This window comes from Pseudomonas sp. MCal1, assembly GCF_026341415.1.
Lineage (GTDB): Bacteria > Pseudomonadota > Gammaproteobacteria > Pseudomonadales > Pseudomonadaceae > Aquipseudomonas.
In genome coordinates, this window is sequence record NZ_JAKUMP010000001.1 from 180,082 (window position 1) to 199,779 (window position 19,698).

16 protein-coding genes and 1 pseudogene are annotated in these 19,698 nt (G+C 61.7%); 8 read left to right on the plus strand and 9 right to left on the minus strand.

Annotated elements, in window-relative coordinates; all coding sequences use genetic code 11:
- Positions 1-50: 50 nt before the first annotated feature.
- On the plus strand, positions 51-1,418 hold the full coding sequence (locus MKZ87_RS00935; RefSeq protein ID WP_234205550.1) for an MFS transporter: 1,368 nt from the start codon (positions 51-53) through the stop codon (positions 1,416-1,418).
- Positions 1,419-1,441: 23 nt separating this feature from the next.
- A complete protein-coding gene (locus MKZ87_RS00940) occupies positions 1,442-2,716 on the plus strand; it encodes a glucarate dehydratase family protein (RefSeq protein WP_085703609.1) in 1,275 nt (424 codons plus the stop codon).
- Between the two features lie 42 nt (positions 2,717-2,758).
- Here MKZ87_RS00940 and MKZ87_RS00945 read toward each other — a convergent pair whose 3' ends face one another.
- A complete protein-coding gene (locus MKZ87_RS00945; RefSeq protein ID WP_085698275.1) occupies positions 2,759-3,643 on the minus strand; it encodes a LysR substrate-binding domain-containing protein in 885 nt (294 codons plus the stop codon).
- Between the two features lie 159 nt (positions 3,644-3,802).
- Between MKZ87_RS00945 and MKZ87_RS00950 the strand changes: the two genes are divergently transcribed.
- Positions 3,803-6,832: an FAD-binding and (Fe-S)-binding domain-containing protein gene (locus MKZ87_RS00950; protein WP_266200274.1), complete on the plus strand. Its 3,030-nt coding sequence runs from the start codon at positions 3,803-3,805 to the stop codon at positions 6,830-6,832.
- Between the two features lie 115 nt (positions 6,833-6,947).
- Entirely contained in the window at positions 6,948-8,117 is a 1,170-nt protein-coding gene (locus MKZ87_RS00955) for a DUF1624 domain-containing protein (protein ID WP_085703607.1), read from the plus strand.
- 6 nt (positions 8,118-8,123) lie between these two features.
- Here MKZ87_RS00955 and MKZ87_RS00960 read toward each other — a convergent pair whose 3' ends face one another.
- Positions 8,124-9,029: a LysR family transcriptional regulator gene (locus tag MKZ87_RS00960; RefSeq protein WP_266200076.1), complete on the minus strand. Its 906-nt coding sequence runs from the start codon at positions 9,027-9,029 to the stop codon at positions 8,124-8,126.
- Between the two features lie 129 nt (positions 9,030-9,158).
- Here MKZ87_RS00960 and MKZ87_RS00965 point away from each other — a divergent pair, with 129 nt between their 5' ends.
- A complete protein-coding gene (locus MKZ87_RS00965) occupies positions 9,159-9,989 on the plus strand; it encodes an oxidoreductase (RefSeq protein WP_085703605.1) in 831 nt (276 codons plus the stop codon).
- A 118-nt stretch (positions 9,990-10,107) separates the two neighbouring features.
- Here the strand turns inward: MKZ87_RS00965 and MKZ87_RS00970 are convergent, their stop codons facing one another.
- Positions 10,108-11,499: an aldehyde dehydrogenase family protein gene (locus MKZ87_RS00970; protein ID WP_085698278.1), complete on the minus strand. Its 1,392-nt coding sequence runs from the start codon at positions 11,497-11,499 to the stop codon at positions 10,108-10,110.
- A gap of 103 nt (positions 11,500-11,602) precedes the next feature.
- Between MKZ87_RS00970 and ptrR the strand changes: the two genes are divergently transcribed.
- Both ptrR and MKZ87_RS00980 read left to right on the plus strand, forming a co-directional pair.
- Complete coding sequence (gene ptrR, locus MKZ87_RS00975; protein WP_266200275.1) at positions 11,603-12,484, plus strand: putrescine utilization regulator PtrR; 882 nt, start codon at positions 11,603-11,605, stop codon at positions 12,482-12,484.
- 10 nt (positions 12,485-12,494) lie between these two features.
- Positions 12,495-12,770: pseudogene (locus MKZ87_RS00980) on the plus strand ((Fe-S)-binding protein); the annotation flags it as partial.
- Positions 12,771-12,816: 46 nt separating this feature from the next.
- Here the strand turns inward: MKZ87_RS00980 and MKZ87_RS00985 are convergent.
- Together MKZ87_RS00985 and MKZ87_RS00990 are read right to left on the minus strand one after the other, a co-directional pair.
- Positions 12,817-14,388 carry an aldehyde dehydrogenase (NADP(+)) gene (locus MKZ87_RS00985; protein ID WP_085703604.1) on the minus strand — a complete coding sequence of 524 codons (1,572 nt, stop codon included), beginning with the start codon at positions 14,386-14,388 and terminating at the stop codon, positions 12,817-12,819.
- Positions 14,385-15,023, minus strand: coding sequence for an isochorismatase family cysteine hydrolase (locus MKZ87_RS00990; RefSeq protein ID WP_085703603.1), 639 nt, complete (start codon positions 15,021-15,023; stop codon positions 14,385-14,387). The genes MKZ87_RS00985 and MKZ87_RS00990 overlap by 4 nt, the downstream gene beginning before the upstream one ends.
- Before the next feature lie 99 nt (positions 15,024-15,122).
- Here MKZ87_RS00990 and MKZ87_RS00995 point away from each other — a divergent pair, with 99 nt between their 5' ends.
- A complete protein-coding gene (locus MKZ87_RS00995) occupies positions 15,123-15,620 on the plus strand; it encodes a winged helix-turn-helix transcriptional regulator (RefSeq protein WP_085698281.1) in 498 nt (165 codons plus the stop codon).
- Between the two features lie 70 nt (positions 15,621-15,690).
- Here MKZ87_RS00995 and MKZ87_RS01000 read toward each other — a convergent pair whose 3' ends face one another.
- The 4 genes from MKZ87_RS01000 to MKZ87_RS01015 all read right to left on the minus strand — a co-directional run bounded on the left by MKZ87_RS01000 (position 15,691) and on the right by MKZ87_RS01015 (position 19,662).
- Positions 15,691-17,106 (minus strand): purine-cytosine permease family protein, encoded by a 1,416-nt coding sequence (locus tag MKZ87_RS01000; protein ID WP_085703602.1) that lies wholly within the window; start codon positions 17,104-17,106, stop codon positions 15,691-15,693.
- A gap of 289 nt (positions 17,107-17,395) precedes the next feature.
- Positions 17,396-18,544, minus strand: a complete 1,149-nt coding sequence (gene argE, locus MKZ87_RS01005; RefSeq protein ID WP_085703601.1) for an acetylornithine deacetylase — start codon at positions 18,542-18,544, stop codon at positions 17,396-17,398.
- On the minus strand, positions 18,541-19,218 hold the full coding sequence (locus MKZ87_RS01010) for a DUF1028 domain-containing protein (protein ID WP_039766940.1): 678 nt from the start codon (positions 19,216-19,218) through the stop codon (positions 18,541-18,543). Before MKZ87_RS01010 ends, argE begins: the two co-directional genes overlap by 4 nt.
- A gap of 27 nt (positions 19,219-19,245) precedes the next feature.
- Positions 19,246-19,662, minus strand: a complete 417-nt coding sequence (locus tag MKZ87_RS01015; protein ID WP_007950460.1) for a RidA family protein — start codon at positions 19,660-19,662, stop codon at positions 19,246-19,248.
- Between the last annotated feature and the right edge of the window lie 36 nt (positions 19,663-19,698).

The window sequence follows — 19,698 nt, forward strand, 5'->3', positions numbered from 1 at the left end:
CCTCAAAGGCCGCCGCTATCCCAACAAAAACAAAGATCGGGAGTCGCCCCTTGAATACCCTCCAGAGTTCACCGGACATCACGGTACTCGCCCGCGCCGCCGCCAAGGTCAAGCGTCATGTGCTGCCGCTGTTCGTGGTGATGTTCATCGTCAACTACATCGACCGGGTCAACATCGGTTTCGTGCGCAGTCATCTGGAAACCGATCTGGGGATCGGCGCTGCTGCATACGGCCTCGGCGCCGGTCTGTTTTTTATCGGTTACGCCTTGTTTGAAGTGCCGTCCAATATGCTTCTGCAACGCTACGGCGCCCGCGCCTGGCTGACGCGGATCATGTTCACCTGGGGCGCGGCGGCGATGGCCATGGCGTTCGTCAAGGGTGAAACCAGTTTCTATGTGTTGCGCTTCATATTGGGCGCTGCCGAGGCCGGGTTCTTCCCTGGGATCATTTATTACTTCACCCAATGGCTGCCGGCCTCGGAGCGCGGCAAGACCATGGCGGTGTTTCTCAGCGGTTCGGCGATTGCCTCGGTGATTTCCGGCCCGGTGTCCGGTGCTCTTTTGCACATCAGCGGTCTGGGCCTGCACGGCTGGCAGTGGATGTTCCTGATCGAAGGCGCTGCGTCGGTGGTGCTCTGCGGGTTTGTCTGGTTCTGGCTGCAATCTCATCCGCGCCAGGCCAAGTGGCTGAGCGAGGAGGAGCGCGAGGCACTGGTGGCCGCGATCACCGAAGAACAACGTGCACGCGAAGCAACCCACGTCGCCAAACCTTCGATGTTCAAACTGTTGGCGGACCGGCAGATCGCGCTGTTCTGCTTCATCTACTTCTCCATCGCCCTGACCATCTATGGCGCCACGTTCTGGCTGCCGAGCATGATCAAGAAAATGGGCAACCTCGGCGACTTCCAGGTCGGGCTGCTCAACTCGGTGCCGTGGATCATTTCCATCGTGGCGATGTACGGCTTCGCGTCAATGGCGGGCAAGTGGAAATTCCAGCAGGCGTGGGTCGCGCTGACCCTGGTGATCGCCGCGTTCGGCATGTTCATGTCCACCACGGGCGGGCCGATTTTCGCCTTCGTCGCCATCTGTTTCGCGGCCATCGGCTTCAAGGCAGCCTCGGCGCTGTTCTGGCCGATTCCGCAAAGCTATCTGGATGCGCGCATCGCGGCGGCGGTCATTGCGTTGATCAACTCCATCGGCAATCTCGGCGGCTTCGTTGCGCCGACCGCGTTCGGTTTTCTGGAGCAGACCACCGGCTCCATTGAGGGCGGCCTGTATGGCCTGGCGGCGACCTCGCTGGTAGCGGCAGTGGTGATCTTCTTCGCTCGGATGGCGCCCGGCGCCAAGGGTAAAAACCCGGTAAAGCCTGAACCCGAAAACGCCGTCGCGCCGACGGCCAACCCGGTGGCGAGCCACTGATTCCGTCTCAAAGGAGCGTCATTTTGAAAATCACTCGCGTCACCGTCACTCCCATTGCCTTCCGTGATCCGCCGCTGCTCAACGCCAGTGGCATCCACGAACCGTTCGCCCTGCGCTCGATCATTGAAATCGAGAGCGACAACGGCTACATCGGACTCGGCGAAAGCTATGGCGATGCTCCGGCGCTGGCGATCCAGCAACAGCTGCAATCACAGTTGATAGGCCTTGATCCCTTTAATCTCAATCAGCTGCGTCGGATCGTTCAGGCGACAGTTGCTGCCAACAAGCCTGCCAGTCTGGCCGGTGCGGAACTCGCGCCGGGTTCCCACGCCAGTAAAGCGGTGAGCAACGCATATTCGGCGTTTGAAGTGGCGTTCCTCGACTTGCAGGCCCGCTACTTGAATGTGCCGTTGGTGGACCTGTTGGGCGGGGCGGTGCGCGATGAAGTGCCGTTCAGTGCGTACCTGTTTTTCAAGTATGCGCAGCACGTCGATTCGCCGTACAAGCCGGACAACTGGGGCGAGGCGCTGAACGAGCAGCAGATCGTCGCCCAGGCTGCGCGGATGATCGAGGCCTACGGTTTCAAGAGCATCAAGCTCAAGGCCGGCACGCTGCCGCCGGAGCGCGAAGTGGCGTGCATCAAGGCGTTGAAAAAGGCCTTCCCCGGTTATCCGTTGCGCATCGATCCCAACGGCAACTGGTCGCTGGAAACCTCGATCCGCATGGCGCAGTTGCTGGGCGACGATTTGCAGTATTACGAAGACCCGACCCCGGGCCTCGACGGCATGGCCGAGTTGCACAAACGCACCGGGCTGCCGCTGGCGACCAACATGGTGGTCACCGATTTCGACGAATTCCGCCGCAGCGTTGCGTTGAACAGCGTGCAGATTGTCCTCGCCGATCACCATTACTGGGGCGGCCTGCGCGACACCCAGACCCTGGCGAAAATGTGCGACACCTTCGGCCTCGGTGTGTCGATGCATTCCAACTCACACCTGGGCATCAGCCTGATGGCGATGGCGCATGTGGCGGCCGCGGTGCCGAATCTGGACTACGCCTGCGACACCCATTACCCGTGGCAGGAGCCGGATGAAGAAGTGATCAGGGGCGGCAAGCTGCCGATCGTCGATGGCTGCGTGAAGATCACTCGTGCACCGGGCCTCGGGCTGGAACTGGATCACGATCAGCTCGGCAAGCTGCATGATCAGTACCTGACCTGCGGCATCCGCCAGCGCGATGATGTACGGCAAATGCAGCGCTACAAACCTGACTGGAAAGCGCTGAAGCCGCGATTCTGATTGAGCAAAACCAGAGGGTGTCGAACGGCGCCCTCTGTTGTTTCAGAGCGTGCGCATCAACCAGTCGCGAAACGCCTTCAGCGATGCCAGCGACTCATTACGCGCCGGGTATACCAGGTAATAGCTGCGGCGACTGCTGATCGGTTCGCCCAGCTGCAGTAACTCGCCGTTGTGTAGCTCATCCTCCACCAGAATTCTCGGCACCAGCCCGATCCCGATATTGGCGCGCACAGCCTGGATCAAGTGCGAGGTCATCTCGAAGCTCGGACCGATGCGCATACTGCGATGGGGCAAAGCGTGATGGCTGAACCACTCGGACCAGGCCTGAGCATTGCTGCTGACGTTGAGCAGCAGTTGCCCGGCAATATCTTCGTCTGCCGCACGACGCTCGGCATCGGACAGCTGCGCACTGGCAATCACCACCAGCTCTTCGGTGTGCAGACGGTGGGCGGTCAGCCCTGGCCAGTCACCGCCGCCGACGCAGATCGCGGCGTCGATTTCGCTGGTGTCGAAGTCGATGGTTTCGATGCGTGAATGCAGGTGCACCGTCATGCCGGGGTGCGCGGTGTAGAAATCCTTCAAGCGTGGCAGCAGCCATTTTGAGCCGAAGGTCGGCAGCGTCGCCAGGCGCAAACTGTGAATGCCCGAGCCAAACGCCATCGCCTGCAACGTCGCGCTGCGAATCTGGCCGAGGGCTTCGGATAGTTCGCGTTGGTACATGCGCCCGACGTCGGTGAGAATCACCCGCCGGCCTTCGCGGCTGAACAGGCGCATGCCGAGCATCTTTTCCAGAATCTGCACCTGACGGCTGACCGCGCTTTGGGTCAACGACAGTTCGTGAGCGGCGCGGGTGTAGCTTTCATGGCGCGCGGCGGCTTCAAACGCCAGCAGCAACGACATCGAGGGAGTGAGAGTTCTCGGATTCATTCGTTTTAGTCATGGATTGCGGGTCGATTTTACGGTTGTCCCGGCATCGCTCTGCAATGAACATAAGGCCTATGAGATGGCGGGAGCGTGACGCAATCATTCATTGCGCACAACTGTTCACCGCCACACGGCCCGTTTTTGACCGAGATTACACGCCCGATGATTGCCCAGCTGTCGCCTTCCACTGCGTTGAACACCGACTACCAGCAGTTTCTCAAAGCCCTTGAAACCGGCGGTTTTCGTGGCGAGATCAGCGCCGATTACGCCAGCCGCGTGGTGCTGGCCACGGACAACTCGATCTACCAGCGCTTGCCGCAAGCGGCGGTATTCCCGCGTGATGCCGACGACGTGGCGCTGCTCGCGCGCCTGATCGCCGAGCCGGCTTACCAGAAAGTCGTGATCACGCCTCGTGGTGGCGGCACCGGCACCAACGGCCAGTCGTTGACCGACGGCATCGTCGTCGACCTGTCGCGGCACATGAACCGCATTCTTGAAATCAACGTTGAACAGCGTTGGGTACGGGTGCAGGCCGGCGTGGTGAAAGACCAGCTAAACGCGGCGCTGAAATCCGCCGGACTGTTTTTCGCTCCGGAACTGTCCACGTCGAACCGCGCCACCGTCGGCGGCATGATTAACACCGACGCCAGCGGCCAGGGCAGCTGCACCTACGGCAAGACCCGCGATCACGTGCTGGAACTGCACATGGTCCTGCGTGGTGGCGAGCGTTTGCACGGCCGCCCGTTGGAAGAAAGCGAACTGGCAGCGGAATGCGCGCGTGAGGGCCGGGCCGGTGAGGTGTATCGCTGCGCGCGGCAGATCATCGATGAGCAGGGCGAGCTGATCCGGGAAACCTTCCCCGATCTCAACCGCTGCCTGACCGGCTACGACCTGGCGCACCTGCGCGAGGCTGACAACCGTTTCAACCTCAACAGCGTGCTGTGCGGCGCTGAAGGTTCGCTGGGGTTTGTGGTCGAGGCCAAGCTCAACGTGTTGCCGATTCCCAGGCACACGATGCTGGTGAACATTCGCTACGCCGGCTTCATGGATGCCTTGCGTGATGCCCGGGCGTTGATGGCGCTCAAGCCGTTGTCGATCGAAACCGTCGACTCCAAAGTGCTGTTGCTGGCGATGCAGGACATCGTCTGGCATGGCGTTGCCGAGTATTTCCCGGAAAGCGCCGAGCGGCCAACGCTGGGGATCAATCTGGTGGAGTTCTGCGGCGACGATCCCGAGGAATTGCAAGGCCGGGTCGAAGCCTTCGTCCAGCATTTGGGCACCGACGCCACGGTCGAGCGCCTGGGCCATACGCTGGCCGTCGGGCATGCGGCGGTGAACCGCGTTTATGGCATGCGCAAACGCGCGGTGGGATTGCTCGGCAACGTCGCCGGTGAAGCGCGGCCGCAGCCGTTTGTCGAAGACACCGCCGTGCCGCCGCAGCATCTGGCCGAGTACATCGCCGAACTGCGCGAGCTGCTCGACAGCCATAAGCTGCAATACGGCATGTTCGGCCACGTCGATGCCGGCGTGCTGCACGTGCGGCCGATTCTCGACATGAAGGATCCGCAACAAGCCGCGCTGGTGCGCCCTGTTTCGGACGGTGTCGCTGCGCTGACCCAGCGTTATGGCGGCCTGTTGTGGGGCGAGCACGGCAAGGGCCTGCGCTCGGAGTACGCACCGGCCTTCTTCGGCGCGTTGTACCCGGCACTGCAAGCGTTGAAGGCGGCGTTCGATCCGTTCAACCAGTTCAACCCCGGCAAGATCGCCACGCCGGATATCCCCGGCGCTGCATTGCTGAAAATCGACGAAGTGACCCTGCGCGGCGAACTGGACCGACAGATCGACGAGAAAGTCTGGCAGGACTACGGTGCGGCGATGCACTGTAACGGCAACGGCGCCTGCTACAACTTCGATCCCCACGATGCCATGTGCCCGTCGTGGAAAGCCACTCGCCAGCGCGCGCAGTCGCCCAAGGGTCGCGCCTCGCTGATTCGTGAATGGCTGCGTTTGCAGGGGGAGGCGGGTGTTGATGTATTGGCCGATGCCAGCCGTCGTCCGCCGTTTTTCAGCACGTTGCTGCAGCGTTGGCGCAACAGCCGTGCGCAGGAAAAGGACTTCTCACATGAGGTGTATGACGCCATGGCCGGGTGCCTGGCGTGCAAGTCCTGCGCAGGGCAGTGCCCGGTGAAAGTCAACGTGCCGGACTTCCGCTCGCGGTTTCTGGAGTTGTACCACACGCGTTATCTGCGGCCGGCGCGGGATTATCTGATCGCTTCGCTGGAGTACACGATTCCGTACATGGCGCGGATTCCGTTGCTCTACAACGGCTTGATGGGCGCCTCGTTCAGCCGTCGCTTGATCGAGCGTGTTGGCGGCATGGTCGATGTGCCGTTGCTCAGCCGTTTCGATTTCCACGCGGCGATGCGTCGCTGGCAGGTTCAGCCGGCGTCGGTCGAGGTGCTTTCGGCGCTGACCCAGGCGCAACGTGAGCGCAGTGTGGTGCTGGTGCAGGATGCGTTCACCCGATACTTCGAGGCGCCATTGCTGGCGGATCTGATCGAGCTGATTTCGCGACTGGGTTATCAGGTTTACCTGGCGCCGTTCAGCGCCAACGGCAAGCCGCTGCATGTGCAGGGTTTCCTTTCGGCGTTCAATCGTGCGGCATTGCGCAATGCCGGACAGCTGCGCGCACTGGCCGAGGTTGGTGTTCCGCTGGTGGGACTCGACCCGGCCATGACCCTGGTCTATCGCCAGGAGTATCTGAAGGTGCCGGAGATGGAGAAATGCCCGGAGGTGGCGCTGGTGCAGGAGTGGTTGCTCAAGGTCATGCCGGAGCAGACCGACCAGCGCCGCGCCGGCACCTTCCGCCTGCTGGCGCACTGCACCGAGAAAACCAACGCCCCGGCCGCCACCCGGCAATGGGAGCAGGTGTTCGAACGTGTCGGCCTGAAGCTGGCGACCCAGGCCACCGGCTGCTGCGGCATGTCCGGCACTTACGGACATGAAGCGCGCAATCGCGAGACGTCGGCGGTGATCTACGAACAATCCTGGGCCAAGCAGATCGAGGCCCCGGCGGAGAAGGGCGAGGCACTGGCCACGGGCTATTCCTGTCGCAGTCAGGTCAAGCGCCAGGCCGATCGACAACTGCGCCATCCGTTGCAGGTCGTGCTGGAAGTCTTGCGTAAAGCGTGATCGCTGTTTGAGAACCGCTAGCGATTGGATCGGTTTTTCATGTTATAAGGTAACGCAAATTGCGCGGCCGCTTTCGGGCGGTCGCATCGATCAACCATTCGATTGCGATACCTCCATGACGATTGCGGTTCCCCGTTCTGCCCCCTCGGCGACTGGCCGGTTGCTGTCCATTGATGCACTGCGTGGCCTGGTGATTCTGTTCATGTTGCTGGACCACGTGCGCGAAACCTTTCTGTTGCATCGTCAGGTCACCGACCCGATGGACATCGCCAGCACCGAGCCGGCGCTGTTCTTCAGCCGCACCCTGGCGCATCTGTGTGCGCCGGTGTTCGTGCTGCTGACCGGGTTGTCAGCATGGCTGTTCGGAGAAAAGTACGACGGCAAGGCTGATGTCAGTGCCTTCCTGTTCAAGCGCGGACTGTTTCTGGTAGCGCTCGAATTCACTCTGGTGAATTTCGCCTGGACGTTTCAGTTGCCACCGACCGTGATCTACCTGCAAGTGATCTGGGCGATCGGCCTGAGCATGATTGCGCTGTCGCTGCTGGTCTGGCTGCCACGCTGGCTGCTGTTGACGCTGAGCCTGGCGATCATCGCCGGACACAACCTGCTCGACGGACTGCATTTCGCAACCGAGCCGGCACTGCACGTGCCATGGGCGATCCTGCATGACCGGGGCTGGATCGAGGCGAGCGAAACCTTGCGTCTGCGCACGTCGTATCCGTTGCTACCGTGGATCGGCGTGATCGGTCTGGGTTATGCGCTGGGGCCGTGGTTCGCCCGCGCAGCCGATGCAGGGTTGCGCCAGCGCCGTTTGCTGATCGGTGGCATGGCCGGGTTGCTGGGGTTCTTGGCTCTGCGGTTGGTCAACGGTTATGGCGAGAAACCGTGGTCGATCAATGACAGCAGCCTGCAGACCCTGATGAGTTTTTTCAACATCACCAAATACCCGCCGTCGCTGTTGTTCATCACCTTGACGGTGAGCGTCGGGCTGCTGCTGTTGCTGGTGTTCGAGCGCGCGCAGGATCGACGCTGGATTCGCTGGCTGACGGTGTTCGGTTCGGCGCCGATGTTTTTCTACCTGCTGCACCTGTATGCCCTGAAGGTGTTGTACCTGATCGGCGTGGCGCTGTTCGGGCTTAATCAGGGCACGTATTTTGGTTTCTCCTCTGTGGCAGCGGTGTGGCTGGCGGCGGTGGTGCTGGCGGTCGCGTTGTTTCCGGCGGTGCGCTGGTTTTCGGCACTGAAGGCCCGACGCCGTGACATCGCCTGGTTGAAGTATTTGTAGAACGGCTCAGCTCGTTTTGCCCTCGCGAGCATTGCGGGCGAAATCGATAAACGCCTTGAGCGGCGCCGGTACGTAGCGTCGGCTCGGGTAGTACAGGTGGAGGCCGGGATAGTACGGGCACCAGTCCGCCAGTACCTGCACCAGCCGTCCGCTCGCCAAATGTTCGCGGGCCATGTCCTCGAATACATAGGCCAGTCCCAAGCCCTGTAATGCGGGGCCGATCATCAGGCTGACATCACCCAGTGTCAGCGGACCGTTGACCTCGATTTCCTGAGCGATGCCGCCACGCTCGAATTCCCAGCGATACAGCGCGCCGCTGGGAAACCGGTGACGGATGCAGGGCAGGGTGCGCAGATCCCCCGGTTTTTGTGGCGCGGCGTGCCGTTCCAGAAACTCCGGCGACGCGACCACTACCGAGCGCAGGGTCGGGCCGATCGGCAGCGACACCATGTCCGCTTGCAGTCGATTGCCGAACCGCACACCAGCATCAAAACCGCTGGCGACGATATCCACTAGCGCATCACTTTCGACCACTTCCAGGCGAATGTCCGGATAGGCCGGCAGGAACGCCCCGGCAATCGGCAGCAGCACCAGTTCGCAGGCCTGGCGCCCGGCAGTGATGCGCAGGTTGCCGGAAGGTTTGTCGCGAAAGTGATTGAGGTCTTCAAGGGCGTCGTCGATATCGCGAAACGCCGGTTTAAGCCGCGCATACAGACGCTCGCCGGCCTCGGTCAGCGCAACGCTGCGGGTGGTGCGATTGAACAGCCTCACACCGAGGCGATTTTCCAGCGCTCGCAATGAATGGCTCAGGGCCGAAGGTGTCAGGCCCAGATCCATCGCCGCACGGCTGAAATTCAGGTGCTGGGCGATGCAGAGAAAGATCGACAGGTCCGCCGTGGACGGGTTTTTCATTTGTGAACACCTTTCACAAAGTCATGCAAATTTGTTGGGATTATCACATCAGTAGCACGGCTTTAAAGTCGACTCAACTCATCAAGAAGGCCCGGCAATCTCGCAGGGTCACCGACAGGAGGAGTTGATATGCGTACCTGGCTGATTACCGGAGCTTCCCGTGGTTTTGGCGCCCTTATCACTGAACAGGCCTTGCGCGCCGGTGACGCGGTGATTGCCACTGCCCGCAACCCGCAGGACATCACCGACCGCCTCGGCGATCACCCGCATTTGCTGGCAGTGCGCCTCGATGTCACCCGCGAAGAAGAAGCCCACCAAGCGGTGGCAGAAGGCATCAAGCGCTTCGGACGCATCGACGTGCTGATCAACAATGCCGGTTTCGGCGTGTTGGGCGCCGTTGAAGAAACCAGCGCCAGCGAAACCGAGCGCCTGTTCGCCACCAACGTGTTCGGCCTGCTCAACGTCACCCGCGCCGTGCTGCCACACATGCGCGCCCAGCGCAGCGGACGGATCATCAACATCTCGTCCATCGGCGGTTATCAGGCTTACATGGGCTGGGGTGTCTACGGCTCGACCAAATTCGCGGTGGAAGGCATCAGCGAAGCGTTGCACCAGGAACTGGCGCCGCTGGGCATTCATGCCACGGTGGTTGAACCGGGTTTCTTCCGCACCGACTTCCTCGACGAGCAATCACTGGTCAAGACTGCGCTTGTATTGCCGGACTACGACGAAACCGTCGGCAAGATGCGCACGTTTGCCAAAGCGGCCAACCATGCGCAACCGGGCGATCCGCTGAAGCTCGCCGAAGCGATGCTGACACTGGTCAACACGCCGAACCCGCCGCAGCGGCTGGCGCTGGGCAGCGACACGATTGCGCGGATCGAGGCGAAGAACCGTTTGGTGGCGCAGGAGTTGGCCGAGTGGAGTGAGCTGGCGCTGTCCACGGATTTCAAGGACTGACACAAAACCTGTGGGAGCGAGCTTGCTCGCGATGGCTGCCTGACATTCAACATCAATGTTGATCGTGAAGGTGTCATCGCGAGCAAGCTCGCTCCCACATGGTTTTTGGGCTATTGGATTATTTGCGATCCAGCCACACCGTCTGCGCATTGCAGAACTCGCGCACGCCGAAGTGCGACAGCTCGCGGCCGAAACCGCTCTTCTTCACGCCGCCGAAGGTCACGCGCGGGTCGCTGGCGGAGTAGCCGTTGATGAACACACCACCGGTTTCCAGTTCACTGGTCAGTTGCTGGGCCAGGGCGACGTTGGCGGTGTAGATCGTTGCAGTCAGACCGAACTCGCTGTCGTTTGCCAGGGCCACGGCGTGGGCGCAGTCACGAGCGGTGATGATCGAGGCCACCGGGCCGAACAGTTCCTGCTTGAACGAAGTCATGCGGTCGGTGACGTCGGCCAGCACGGTCGGCTCGTAATAGTTGCCCGGGCCTTGGGCCTTGCCGCCGCCGAGCAGCAGGGTGGCGCCTTCTTCCAGGGTGGCGCGTACTTGTTGATCGAGTTCGTCACGCAGATCGAAACGGGCCATCGGGCCGATGTAGTTGTCGGCGGACAACGGGTCGCCCATCTTCAACTGGCGGGTGGCTTCGACGAACTTGCGGGTGAACTCTTCAACCACGCCTTCTTCGATGATCAGACGTTTGGCGGCGGCGCAGACTTGCCCGGAGTTCTGGTAACGACCGATGACTGCCGCTTGCACGGCTTCATCAATATCGGCGTCGTTGAGCACGATAAACGGATCGGAACCGCCCAGTTCCAGCACGCACTTCTTCAGCGCGGCACCGGCCTGTGCGCCGATGGCCATGCCGGCGCGAACGCTGCCGGTCAGGGTTACGGCGGCAATGCGCGGGTCAGCAATGGCGGTGGACACGCCTTGCGGAGTGACGTTGAGCACTTCAAACACGCCATCGGCAAAACCGGCGCGGGTGAACGCGTCGCGCAACAGATAGGCGCTGCCCATCACATTCGGCGCATGCTTGAGCACGTAAGTGTTGCCGGCGATCAGCGCCGGAACGGCGCCGCGCAGCACTTGCCAGATCGGGAAATTCCACGGCATCACGGCGAGGATCGGGCCGAGCGGACGGTATTCGATGCGCGCCTTGCCGCCTTCGACCAGAGTCGCTTCGGCGTTGAGCATGGCCGGGCCGTGTTCGGCGTACCACTCGCAGAGCTTGGCGCACTTCTCGATTTCGCCACGGGCCTGGGCGATCGGCTTGCCCATTTCCCGGGTGATCATGGTCGCCATGGCTTCGCTGCTGTCACGCAGAGCGCCGGCCAGAGCGGTCAGGGCACGGGAGCGGTCTTGCAATGGCTTGCGTTTCCACTTGTTGAAGCCGAATGCGGCGCGGGTCAGCGCAGCGTCGAGAGCCTCGGCGGATTCGAAGGCGTAGTGACCGATCTGCTCGCCGGTGGCGGGGTTGATCGAAATGGCGTGGGTCTGGCTGGAAATCGGGCTCATGGCATCGTCCTGCGAGGTCAGTGGATGCGCTCAGAGTAGGGTGGCGTTCAGTTTCTGGAAACTGAATAATAAAGATCGTTTCTTTCACGATTGGAGAATGACTGTGGATCTGGTGCAACTGGAAATTTTCAAGGCCGTTGCCGAGCACGGCAGCATCAGCGCGGCGGCGGCGCAGATTCATCGGGTGCCGTCGAACCTCACGACCCGCATCAAGCAGTTGGAGGAAGACCTGGGCGTCGACCTGTTCATCCGCGAGAAAAGCCGCTTGCGGCTGTCGCCGGCCGGTTGGAGTTTTCTCGAATACGCGCGGCGCACTCTTGATCTGGTTCAGGAAGCGCGGGCCACGGTGGCCGGCGAGGAGCCGCAAGGCGCATTTCCGCTGGGCTCGCTGGAGAGCACGGCGGCGGTACGCATTCCCGGTTTGCTGGCGACCTACAACCAGCAACATCCGAAGGTCGATCTGGACCTGTCGACCGGCCCGTCCGGGACAATGATCGACGGTGTGCTTTCCGGGCGCCTGGCGGCCGCGTTCGTCGACGGCCCGGTCTTGCACCCGGCGCTGGAAGGCATTCCGGCGTTCGAAGAGGAAATGGTCATCATCTCGCCGCTGCATCACGGGCCGATCCAGCGCGCTGCGGACGTGAATGGCGAGAACATCTATGCATTCCGTTCGAACTGCTCCTATCGCCATCACTTCGAAAAATGGTTCAGCACCGACGCTGCGGTACCGGGCAAGATTTTTGAAATGGAGTCTTATCACGGCATGCTCGCCTGCGTCAGTGCGGGCGCCGGTCTGGCTCTGATGCCGCGCAGCATGCTGCAGAGCATGCCCGGTTGCGCGACGGTGAGCGTCTGGCCGCTGGCGGCGGATTTCCGCTATCTGACGACGTGGCTGGTATGGCGGCGGGGTACGGTTTCGCGCAGTCTGAGCATGTTTGTGCGCTTGCTGGAAGAGCGTGGTGTGGTGCGCGCAGAAGAGGTTTGACACGTTGTTCAAAGAGCTCTTCGACAAGGTCGAGGCCTTCTGGCGTCAGGGCGTAACCGGTGTCGAGCTGTACCGCTACGCCACGGATCAGGCCGAGGCGATGGGCTGGAAGTTGAACCTGGACATCAAGGGCCAGCGGGTCAGTGATTTTCCGCATGCAATTTATCGGGGCGGCAATCTGGGGGACTTCGATCAGGCGCCGAATGCCGGTGTGTGGATTCTGGAAATCCAGATTAAGCACCCTGAGCTTCCGTACGGTGCCTTCTTTGAAGACTTGCTCATTTGATTGAATGAGAGTGCCCGGTTCGGTGATTTGCCGAACCGGGCATTTATTATTGGCCGTCGATAATGCGCGGCAGATCGAGTGGATTGGCATCGCGCAACACTGCCGGTAACAACGCATCGGGAAAGCCCTGATACGCCACCGGCCGCAAAAAGCGCTCTATCGAGGTCATGCCGACCGAGGTGAAGCGGCTGTCCGAAGTGGCCGGGAACGGCCCACCGTGTACGGTGGCGAAGGTCACTTCCTGCGGATGGGCGAAAGCGTTGACCACGATGCGTCCGGTGCGGCGTTCGAGAATCGGCAGCAGGCGTCGTGCCAGATCGAGGTCGCGGTCTTCAAGGTGAACGGCTGCGCTCAACTGACCCTTGAACGAACGGGCGACGGCCAGCAACTCTTCCTCATCTCTGACCGTTACCAACAATGCCGCCGGGCCGAACACTTCATGGGCCAGCGCCGGTTCACTGAGCAGGCGATGGCCGTCAACGTCCAGCAGCGCCGAGCGGCCTTCAAACTGGCCGTCCGCCGGCGCGCCGACCGCCACCCGATTTGCCCCCAGGCTTTCCATCGCCATTAATCCTTTGGCGTATGAAGCGTGAATCCCCGGCGTCAGCATCGTACGCGCCGGCGCTTCGCTGACCCGCTTGATCATGGCGCTACGTAGCGCTTGCAGACCTTCGCCTTCGCCTTCGACCGCGATCAGGATCGACGGACACAGGCAGGCCTGCCCGACATTCACCAGCATCCGCTCGATAAAACCATCGCCGATCTCACCGCCTCGTGTCGCCAGCGCTGCGGGCAAGATGAACGTCGGATTGACGCTGGTCATTTCGGTGAACACCGGAATCGGATCTGGCCGTAATTGCGCGCGGCGATAAAGCGCCATGCCGCCAAGCTCCGAACCGGTGAACGTCACCGCTTTAATCAAAGGATGATCGACCAGCGCCTCACCGATGGCATTGCCACCACCGCGCACCATGGAGAAAACCCCTTCGTGCAGGCCATGCATCTGCACCGCCTTGCGGATGGCGCGGGCCTGGATTTCCGAAGCGCCGGGATGGGCGTTGTGGGCCTTGAGTATCACCGTCGCACCGGCCGCCAGCGCCGATGCGGTATCGCCGCCGGCGACCGAATAGGAGATCGGAAAATTGCTCGCACCGAAGATCGCCACCGGGCCGATGGCGACTTTCTGCAGGCGATGATCCATCCGTGGTCGCGGCTGGCGATCAGGTTGCGCCGGGTCGATGGCCAGTTGAAGGAAGCGTCCCTTTCGCACCACCTCGGCGAACTGGCGGAACTGGGTGGCGGCCTTGACGGTTTCGCCTTCCAGTTGTGCCTGGGGCAGACCGGTTTCCAGCGCAGCACGGGCGGCCAGTTCCTCACGGACGGCGTCGAGGTTGTCGGCGATGCTTTCGAGAAACGCCACACGCTCGGCCAGCGGTGTATGGCTGTAGCTGTCGAATGCCGCGTCGGCGAGGGTTGCCGCCTGATCGACTTGCTCTGCACCGCCGAAGGCGAATTCCGGTTCGATCGGCGTATTGGTTGCCGGATTCAGCGCCTTCATCGTGCCTTCGGTAGCAGGCACGTCGGCGGCGCCGATCAGCAGATGGCCGGTCAGACTCATTTCGCGCCACCTTGCGACTGAAGGTTCGCGATCAGTTCGTCTGTGGTGGTGATGACATGGGCGAACGTCGGCCCGTTGAGTTCGTGGGCGGCGTGCATCATTTCCTCTTTGAACGCGGCGGTCGCGTCGCGCACCAGCGTGACGTGGTAGCCGAGCTCGGACGCGTAGCGTGCGGTGGCTTCGATGCAGGTATTGGCCAGCAGGCCGACAATGATGACGTGGGTGATGCCTATTTGTTTGAGGCGAAAATCCAGGTCGGTATTGGCAAATCCACTGGACCCCCAGTGTTCCTGAACCACGATGTCGCCGTCCCTCGGTGCAAAATCCGGGTGCCATTCACCGCCCCATTCGCCGCGCGCAAAGTGGTGCATGTGCATGATCTTGCATTGGGTCGGGCTTGGGTGATCCCAGTTCTCGTAGTCGCCTTTGACCCAGCGGTGATGCGGTACGATGACGACCGGAATCGGCAGGGCCCGCACGGCGCGATCGAGTTTGCGCAGGTTGTCGAGCAGGCCGTTCTGCTCGGCCATCGGTTTGATCAGCGGAAAGATCTTGCCGCCGTCGGAGAGAAAATCGTTGTACGGATCGACCAGCAGGTAGGCGGTTCTGTCGAGCGGATAGAGAGGTTTCGACATGACGGTGTACTCCGGCAATGAGAGTGATCGATGCTCAGGGCTTGTTCCCGCATCGTGTTGATATGATAATCATAGTAACTGTGAAAGAGGCAAGCCCTGATGGCTGTAAACGATAGTCTTCCCGATACGCTGTGCCCGATTTCCCGGGCCGAGGCGATCGTCGGCGACCGCTGGACGGTGCTGGTTTTGCGCGAATTGTTCATGGGCAGCCATCGCTACGACGAGATCCTGGCCCAGACCGGCGCTACGCCGCAGATGGTCGCCGCTCGATTGAAATGCCTTGAGGCAGACGGGCTCGTTGAACGTCGTCTGTATAACGAACGGCCGAAACGCTACGAGTACCACCTCACCGCGAAAGGCGAGGCGTTTTATCCGGTGGTAATTGCGTTACGCGCCTGGGGCGAGACCTGGTGCAAGTCCCCCGAGGAAGGGCTGGCGGTGAACATGATTCACAAAAACTGCAACCACAGCGCAGGCCTCGGGCCGCTGTGCGATCACTGCGGTGAAGTATTGCGCCGTGAGGATTTGATCAGTCAGCCGCAAGAGTCGTACGCCGCCGAACGACAGGCTCGGCGCGAGGCGTTCAAGACGAAATAGACGCTCCCCCACAAAGCAAAAAAGGCCCTCACATCTGAGGGCCTTCATGTGTCAGCGCGGAACGGATGGCTTACAGGCTGTTCACCAGTTTCCCGGAGGTCAGCCGCCGGCGATAAGCACTGTCACGATTTGCCAGCCAGAAATACAGCGGCGACGTCACCAGCAACCCCACCAGCCAGGAAAGGTCTGCGCCATTGATGTGGGCCGACACCGGCCCGACGTACAGTGGCGTGTTCATGAACGGAATCTGCACCACGATGCCGATCGCATACGCCAGCAAGGCTTGCGGGTTGTAACGGCCGTAGATGCCGCCGTCGACCTGGAAAATCGAACCGATGTCGTACTGGCCTTTGTGGATGGCGTAGAAGTCGATCAGGTTGATCGCGGTCCATGGCACCAACACCACCAGCAACACCAGCACCATGTCGACGAAGTGGCCGATGAAGTCTGCCGAGGCGCCGACCGCAGAGAAGCAGCAGGCCAGCAGGACGATGATCGAAATCACTGCGCGGCTCTTGGCGGTCGGGATCCAGCGGTAAGCGAAGGTCTGCACCAGCGTGATCAGCGATAGCACCGCGCCGTACAGGTTGAGGGCGTTGTGGCTGATGACGCTGAGCAGGAACAGCACCAGCATCAACGGGCCGATGGCGCCGGTGGCAAGTTTTACCGCGTCCATGGTGTCCATGCCCACCGGGGTTGCCAGCACGGCGACGGCGCCGAACACGAACGACAGGCTCGAACCCAGCGCCGATCCCAGATAGGTCGTCCAGAAGGTTGCCGCCACCGGCACGTTGGCCGGCAGGTAGCGCGAGTAGTCCGACACATAAGGCGCAAACGCGATCTGCCACAGCGCCGCCAGCGACACGGTGGCGAGCCAGCCGGAAATGTTGAAGCTGCCACGAGTGAGGAAATCATCGGTCTGGATGTGGGTGAGGATGTAGCCGAAGCCGACCACGATGCCGATCCCCAGCACCCAGGTGCCGATGCGGTTGAGCACGTGGATGAAGCGGTAACCGATGATGCCGATGATCCCCGAGCCCAGCGCACCGATGACGATGCCGACCGGCACCGGAACGCTGTCGACCACGCCATGCAGGGACTTGCCGGCGAGCACGATGTTGGAGGCGAAGAAACCGATGTACATGACGCCGGCAATCAACACCACCAGCAGCGCGCCGAGAGAGCCGAACTGTGCACGGCTCTGGATCATCTGCGGAATACCCATCTGTGGGCCTTGCGCCGAGTGCAGCGCCATCAGCACACCGCCGACCAGATGGCCGACCAGAATGGCGACGATGCCCCACACCAGATTCAGGTGAAACAGTTGTACGCCGAGGGCGCCGGTGACGATGGGCAACGGCGCGATATTGCCGCCGAACCAGAGGGTGAACAGATCCCGAACCTTTCCGTGGCGATCTTCGGGTGGCACATAGCCGATCGTGTGTTTTTCAATGAGCGGTGCGGACGTTGTTGCAGAGGTGGCCATGACGAACTCCAAGGCAAGGACGAGTACGTGGACGTACTTCAGTGAGCGCCGGCACGGACGGCGCATTTCTTGTTGGGGTGATCATGGGCAAGGAAAGGGGAGAGATAAATTAGTAGTTTTGTTGCTTCAGGCGCTAAAAAAACGAGGCTCTCCGGTCAGCTGAAAACGCTCTGTCTCGGGCCTTTCAGCGCCATGAACGACAGCGCAGCTGACCTCCATCGGAGCAGCTGTCTGTCGGTGATGCTACGGCGCGGCTGCCGACTCGAATCCCGCAGCCAGACCGCTTTTTTCACAATCGAATCGACGCCAGCATCCGTTGCAGCATCGCATCGCAGGCCTTGAGCTGATCGCGGCTGACGAACTCGTCCGGCTTGTGGCCTTGATCCATGCTGCCGGGGCCGCACACCACCGTGGCAATCCCCACCGCGTCGAACAATCCGCCTTCGGTGCCAAACGCTACGGTGCCGAAATCGTCCGAGCCACAGAACGTGGCGATCAATTGCGCAGCCTGGCTCCGGGCATCTGTGGCCAGCCCCGGATACGCCGACAACTCGCTGAAGCGGATATCGCTCTGCTCGCTGACCGCCCGCATGCGCGGCAGCATTTGCTGTTCGGCGTAGGCCTTGAGTTGCTGCGCGACGACCGCCGGATCCTGCGAGGGCAGGGCGCGGATTTCGAAGTCGAAACGGCAATCGGCGGGGACGATGTTCAATGCTTTGCCCCCGCTGATCACACCGGTTTGCACCGTTGAGTACGGCGGGTCGAAACGCGGGTCGAGGTGTTCCTCCTTGAGCTGTCGACCGATGCGCCCCAGCTCGCCGATCAACTCGGCGGCGCACTCGATGGCATTGACCCCGAGTGGCGCATAGGCCGAGTGGCAGGCATGACCCTGGACATCACAGCGCATCGCCAGTTTGCCCTTGTGTCCGAGCACCGGTTTGAGTTCGGTCGGCTCGCCGATGATGCACAGCAGCGGTTTGACCGGACGCTGCTCCAGCACCTTGAGCAGCGAGCGCACACCAAGGCAGCCGACCTCTTCGTCGTACGACAGAGCAATATGCACCGGCATACGCAAAGGTGCTTCGATCAACGACGGCACCAGCGCGAGCACGCAGGCGATATAGCCCTTCATGTCCGCCGTGCCGCGACCGTAAAGCTTGCCGTCGCGTTCGCTCAGTTCGAACGGTGGCACGGTCCACGGCTGACCATCGGCAGGCACCACATCGGTGTGCCCCGACAGCACGATGCCCGGCTGATCGGCCGGGCCGATCGTGGCGAACAGATTGGCCTTGCTGCGCTCATCGTTGTAGATCAGTTCGCACGGCACATCGAAACTTTCGAGGTAGCTGCGCACGAAGTCGATCAGTTGCAGGTTGGACTCGCGGCTGGTGGTGTCGAACCCCACCAGCGTCTTGAGCAACGCGACGCTGTTGCTCATCGGTCGTCTCCCGCGACTCCATAACCCGGCGCCTTCGCCGGGTCGAGGGCGCGGTCGATATAGTCCTGAAGCTGCGGGCGATAGGCGTCCCAGAGTTTTTGCAATTGCCCGATCGGGTCTTCATCGGCCCAGTCCACCCGCAGGTTGACGATGGGCCAGGTCAACTCGCCGACTACAACCACGGCTGCCGAATGCACCGGGCCCGCTTCGCCGCCCAAGGCCTGGGCGGCGTGCAGGGCCTTGATCAGGCGATCGGCCAATTGGCCTTCGCCTTCTTCGAACGCGCTGACCATGGCTTCGATCACCGAGCGCCCGGCGAGCATGTTGCCCGCCGCCACGCATTGCTCGCCCGACACGGCGTTGTGCACGCCAAGGGTTTGCGCGCCGCTGAAATGCGCGGTCTGGCCGAGGTGGTTGATCGCTGTGATCTGTCGATACTGGCTGTAACCATTGCGGGTCAATACCTTGTCCAGCGCGGCCTCGGGCGCCAGGCCTTGCTCCATCAGGGCGAGGACTTCCGGGCCGAGCGACGGCAAGGTGATGTTCTGGCTCGACACCGCGCCGACCCCCGGCAACAGCCACGGGCAACGGGCGCCGACGGCGATGCTGGAGGAGCTGATGGCGATGCCGAACTGACCGGTTTCGGGGCAACGGGCGGCGATGGAAAATGTCATGTGTGGCCTCCTTTCGCTAAGGTCGAATTACTCGGGAATCACCGCAACCACATCAATTTCCATCAGCCACTGCGGCTGACCCAAAGCCGACACCACCAGCCCGGTGGAGATCGGGAACACGCCTTTGAGCCATTTGCCGACTTCCTGATACACCGGCTCGCGGTAGCGCGGGTCGATCAGGTAAGTGGTGGTCTTGACGATATGGCTCAGGTCGCTGCCGGCCTCTTCGAGCAGTTGCTTGACGTTGCGCATCGCTTGTTCGGTCTGGGCGCGCGGGTCGCCGAGGCCGACCAGTTCGCCGTCGAAATTGGTGCCGACCTGACCGCGGACATACACGGTGTTGCCGGCACGCACGGCCTGACACAGGTCGTTGTCCAGCGTCTGGTTCGGGTAGGTGTCCTTGGTGTTGAACATACGAATGCGGGTGTGGGTTGGCTGACTCATGTGAGGCTCCTGACGAAATCGGACCCGGCGCGACAG

Coding starts and splice junctions, on each gene's coding strand:
- MKZ87_RS01000 (WP_085703602.1), bottom strand. CDS start 17,106: ATGGCCACCTCTGCAACAACGTCCGCACCGCTCATTGAAAAACACACG.
- MKZ87_RS00970 (WP_085698278.1), bottom strand. CDS start 11,499: ATGAGCCCGATTTCCAGCCAGACCCACGCCATTTCGATCAACCCCGCC.
- MKZ87_RS00950 (WP_266200274.1), top strand. CDS start 3,803: ATGATTGCCCAGCTGTCGCCTTCCACTGCGTTGAACACCGACTACCAG.
- MKZ87_RS00965 (WP_085703605.1), top strand. CDS start 9,159: ATGCGTACCTGGCTGATTACCGGAGCTTCCCGTGGTTTTGGCGCCCTT.
- argE (WP_085703601.1), bottom strand. CDS start 18,544: ATGAGCAACAGCGTCGCGTTGCTCAAGACGCTGGTGGGGTTCGACACC.
- MKZ87_RS01015 (WP_007950460.1), bottom strand. CDS start 19,662: ATGAGTCAGCCAACCCACACCCGCATTCGTATGTTCAACACCAAGGAC.
- MKZ87_RS00985 (WP_085703604.1), bottom strand. CDS start 14,388: ATGAGTCTGACCGGCCATCTGCTGATCGGCGCCGCCGACGTGCCTGCT.
- MKZ87_RS00960 (WP_266200076.1), bottom strand. CDS start 9,029: ATGAAAAACCCGTCCACGGCGGACCTGTCGATCTTTCTCTGCATCGCC.
- MKZ87_RS00995 (WP_085698281.1), top strand. CDS start 15,123: ATGGCTGTAAACGATAGTCTTCCCGATACGCTGTGCCCGATTTCCCGG.
- MKZ87_RS00955 (WP_085703607.1), top strand. CDS start 6,948: ATGACGATTGCGGTTCCCCGTTCTGCCCCCTCGGCGACTGGCCGGTTG.
- MKZ87_RS00990 (WP_085703603.1), bottom strand. CDS start 15,023: ATGTCGAAACCTCTCTATCCGCTCGACAGAACCGCCTACCTGCTGGTC.
- MKZ87_RS00945 (WP_085698275.1), bottom strand. CDS start 3,643: ATGAATCCGAGAACTCTCACTCCCTCGATGTCGTTGCTGCTGGCGTTT.
- MKZ87_RS01010 (WP_039766940.1), bottom strand. CDS start 19,218: ATGACATTTTCCATCGCCGCCCGTTGCCCCGAAACCGGTCAGTTCGGC.